This window comes from Anaerotignum sp., assembly GCF_031981185.1.
GTDB lineage: Bacteria > Bacillota > Clostridia > Lachnospirales > Anaerotignaceae > Chakrabartyella.
Genome location: NZ_DALYUL010000010.1, coordinates 109,215 through 112,539 on the forward strand (window position 1 = coordinate 109,215; position 3,325 = coordinate 112,539).

3 protein-coding genes are annotated in these 3,325 nt (G+C 39.2%); all 3 read right to left on the minus strand.

Going from position 1 to position 3,325, the window contains the following annotated elements:
- Window positions 1-163: 163 nt before the first annotated feature.
- On the minus strand, window positions 164-1,141 hold the full coding sequence (locus RTK36_RS07705; RefSeq protein WP_312045897.1) for a threonine/serine dehydratase: 978 nt from the start codon (window positions 1,139-1,141) through the stop codon (window positions 164-166).
- Between the two features lie 136 nt (window positions 1,142-1,277).
- Window positions 1,278-2,342, minus strand: a complete 1,065-nt coding sequence (locus RTK36_RS07710) for a DctP family TRAP transporter solute-binding subunit (protein WP_312045898.1) — start codon at window positions 2,340-2,342, stop codon at window positions 1,278-1,280.
- Between the two features lie 34 nt (window positions 2,343-2,376).
- Window positions 2,377-3,325: M20 metallopeptidase family protein (locus RTK36_RS07715; RefSeq protein WP_312045900.1), on the minus strand; the 949-nt coding region annotated here is incomplete at its 5' end.

Below are 3,325 nucleotides of genomic sequence, written 5' to 3' on the forward strand. Positions count from 1 at the left end.
ACAACAAACATAGTGCTACTAAAGAAAGGAACTCCCCTTTTGTCTTTTAAGTGTAAACAGGAAGTAGTATCTTATACAATTTTGACTTCATTTTATAATTTTCTTCAAAAGCAATACAATGAAAAAACCCCTCGTAATTGTATTACGAAGGATCTTTTCTGTATTAAAAATGTTCATTCACAATCCGTTTTACATGAGACATTGGTATACCACATCCAGTCACGATAATTGCAACATTGCTACCGGGTTTGATATAACCTTCTCTCATAGCAAGTGCAATTCCCGTAGCACTTGCACCCTCAACAATTAAATGATGATTTTCCATAACATAAGCGATTCCTTTTGCAATTTCTTTCTCGCTCACCTGGACTGTCTCATCAACAAATTCCCGTGTGATATCAAACGTATATTTATTATCCAAGCCAATTCCACCCAGGAGGCTATCTGCAAGGGTTTCCTCCTCAGGCATTTCAATTGGATGCCCCACTTTTAAGCTCTCTATCATAACTGCCGCCTTTTCATGGGAAACACCAATGAGTTTTGCATCAGGAACGGTAAGCTTAAAACCAAGTGTCACACCCGACATAAGTCCACCACCAGAGAGAGGAACGATAGCAGTATCAATTTCCGGGCAATCCTCAAGAATTTCAAGGCTCATTGTACCCTGTCCACAAATAATCTCTTTGTCATCGAAAGGAGGAATTACCACAATACCCTCCTTTTCCTGTAATTCATAACAATATACCCCAGCGGCATCTTGTGAATCCCAGTTTTGCAAAATTGTAGGGTTCCATCGGCCAATGGCTTCCACTTTAACTGCCGGCACATTCTTAGACATACAAACAGTTGCATGAATGCCTAAACGACTGGCAATATGAGCAACCGCCATCCCGTGGTTTCCGGTGGAAAATGTTGATACTCCCTTTGCTCTTTGCTCATCTGTTAAACTCAAAATTTTATTTGCAGCACCTCTGACCTTAAATGCCCCAATTGCCTGAAGATTTTCAAGTTTAAGGTAGATATTTGCACCTGTTTTTTCGCTTAACACAGGAGAATATACGAGGGGCGTTCTTGTTATGTAAGGAGCAATTCTTTTTTTCGCCCTCCAAAAATCTCTTGAAGTAATATTTTTTACCTGCATAACTTCCTCCAAATTCTTTAAAATGTGGTTTTTTTATCCGCCCAAAGAAATAATTCTTCAGGCGGATGTTCATTGCCACACTTTTTTATTACAATAAATTATTGAAAGCTTTTTATTTTAAGCTTTGAACCTTTCATTATTCTGCTTCTACGGCAGCAACCTCTTCAATTAATTTGTCAAGAATTTTAGCACCATCTTCACCTACGATTTTTTTGTATCGATCATAAGCCTTCTTTGCCGCTTCCTTGTAAACTGCTCTTTCATCATCTGTAAGTGTTTCAACAATAATATCAGACTCAGCAGTAATTTTATCCAAAGCACCGCCATTCAATTCTTCCTGAATTTCAAAAGAACGAGGAACCATTTCTGCAATTGTGTCTAAAACAATTTTTTGAATATCAGCGGGTAGGCCATCAAAAAACGTAGGGTTTACACATGTTGCTGTGATGTACAAATTGGAATTTGCTTCTGTTAAGTACTTCTGAACCTCGTGAAATTTAGAAGTATAGATTGCACTTGTAGGATTCTCCTGACCCTCGATCATATTCAGCTGTAATCCGGAATAAACCTCTGTATAGCTCATAGGCGTGGGGTTTGCACCGTATGCTTCATAGGCTGCAATAATCATAGGAGATTGCATTGTTCTAAATTTCATGCCCTTAAAACCATTGATGTCTTTTAAAGACTTATTGGATGTCCAAGCCATTGCGCCCTCTGTCCAAAAACTTAAAGGTTTGATTTTTCTTTCTACATATTTGTCATGTAGCATTACATTTAAAGCCTCACTTGTCTGCAATACCTTCTGGGTTTTCGCCCAATCCTGAGGGAACAGGAAATGCAAAGAGAACAGCTGATTTTCAGGAACTACTGTGCCTGTGTTGCCAGGACTAACAATAGCAAATTCAAGTCCACCATTTTGAAGCAATTCGCACTGCTGTAATGCATCACCAATCTGACCAACCGGGTAAATTTCAAGATTGATTCTACCATCAGAATTGTCATATAGTTTCTGAGCAAATTCTTTTGCATACACATCTTGCATGTCACCTTCGTACTCCTCATGTGCCATTCTCCATGTATACTGCTCTTTCCCATCGCTTTCTGCACTTGTTGGAGTTGTATTGCCACCACCTGCACAACCACTAAAAACACCCACAGCCATTACACTTGCCATTGTCATTGCCAAAACACTCTTTTTCATGATTACTCTCCTCCTTATAACTCTCTTTATTGGTTTATTTGTTTAAGTAAGCCAATACACTTCTCACTTGAAGCTCAACACCATATTTCATCATGCTTTCGTCAATATCAAATTGTGCATGATGATGAGGAAAATTACTTTTCTTATTGGCATCTGCAATGCCTATCCAAGTCATTACCGAAGGGACTCTTTGGCTAAACTCCGCAAAATCCTCCCCTGCCAGACTTCTAAAATCATCAACATTATCTCTTGTTTCAAACACTTCAAAAGCAGCATCTTTCACCAAAGAAACCATTTCGCTATTATTGAAAAGAGATGGATTGCTTGGAATATATGTAAGCTTATACTCCAGTTCGTTGGCTATGCAAGTGCCCTTAATGACCCGTTCAAATGCCTCCAACACCTTGGGTTTGTTTTTTTCTTCATCAGGAAATAGAAATCTGATTGTACCACCAAGTTTTATTTTTTCACTGATAATATTTCTTGCTGTTCCTCCATTTATAAATCCAAACATCACTGAAATAGGCAATAAAGGATTAAACTCACGGGTACCCAGTTGTTGTACAGCTTGTACCACACTGCAAGCACCTAATAAAGCATCCTTTGCAGTATGAGGAGTGGAGGTATGCCCAGCTTTTCCGATAATCTCTAGCTCAAATTCTTCTGTGGTCCCAAGGATTGGGCCTTCTGAAAGCCCAATGTGTCCTGTTTCAATTGGACTCCAAAGATGCAAAGCTAGTGCAGCATCCACATGAGGATTTTCCAGTACACCCGCTTCAATCATCTTTAAGGCTCCAGCTTCTTCCTCATTTGGTTGAAAAATGAATTTCACGTTTCCTTTTAATTTGTCTTTGTGCCTACAAAGCAATTTTGCTACAATCAGTTGAATTGCTATGTGTGCATCATGTCCACACGCATGCATCACCCCGGGATTTTTACTTGCGAAGGAAAGGCCGGTATTCTCTGTAACAGGCAGTGCATCC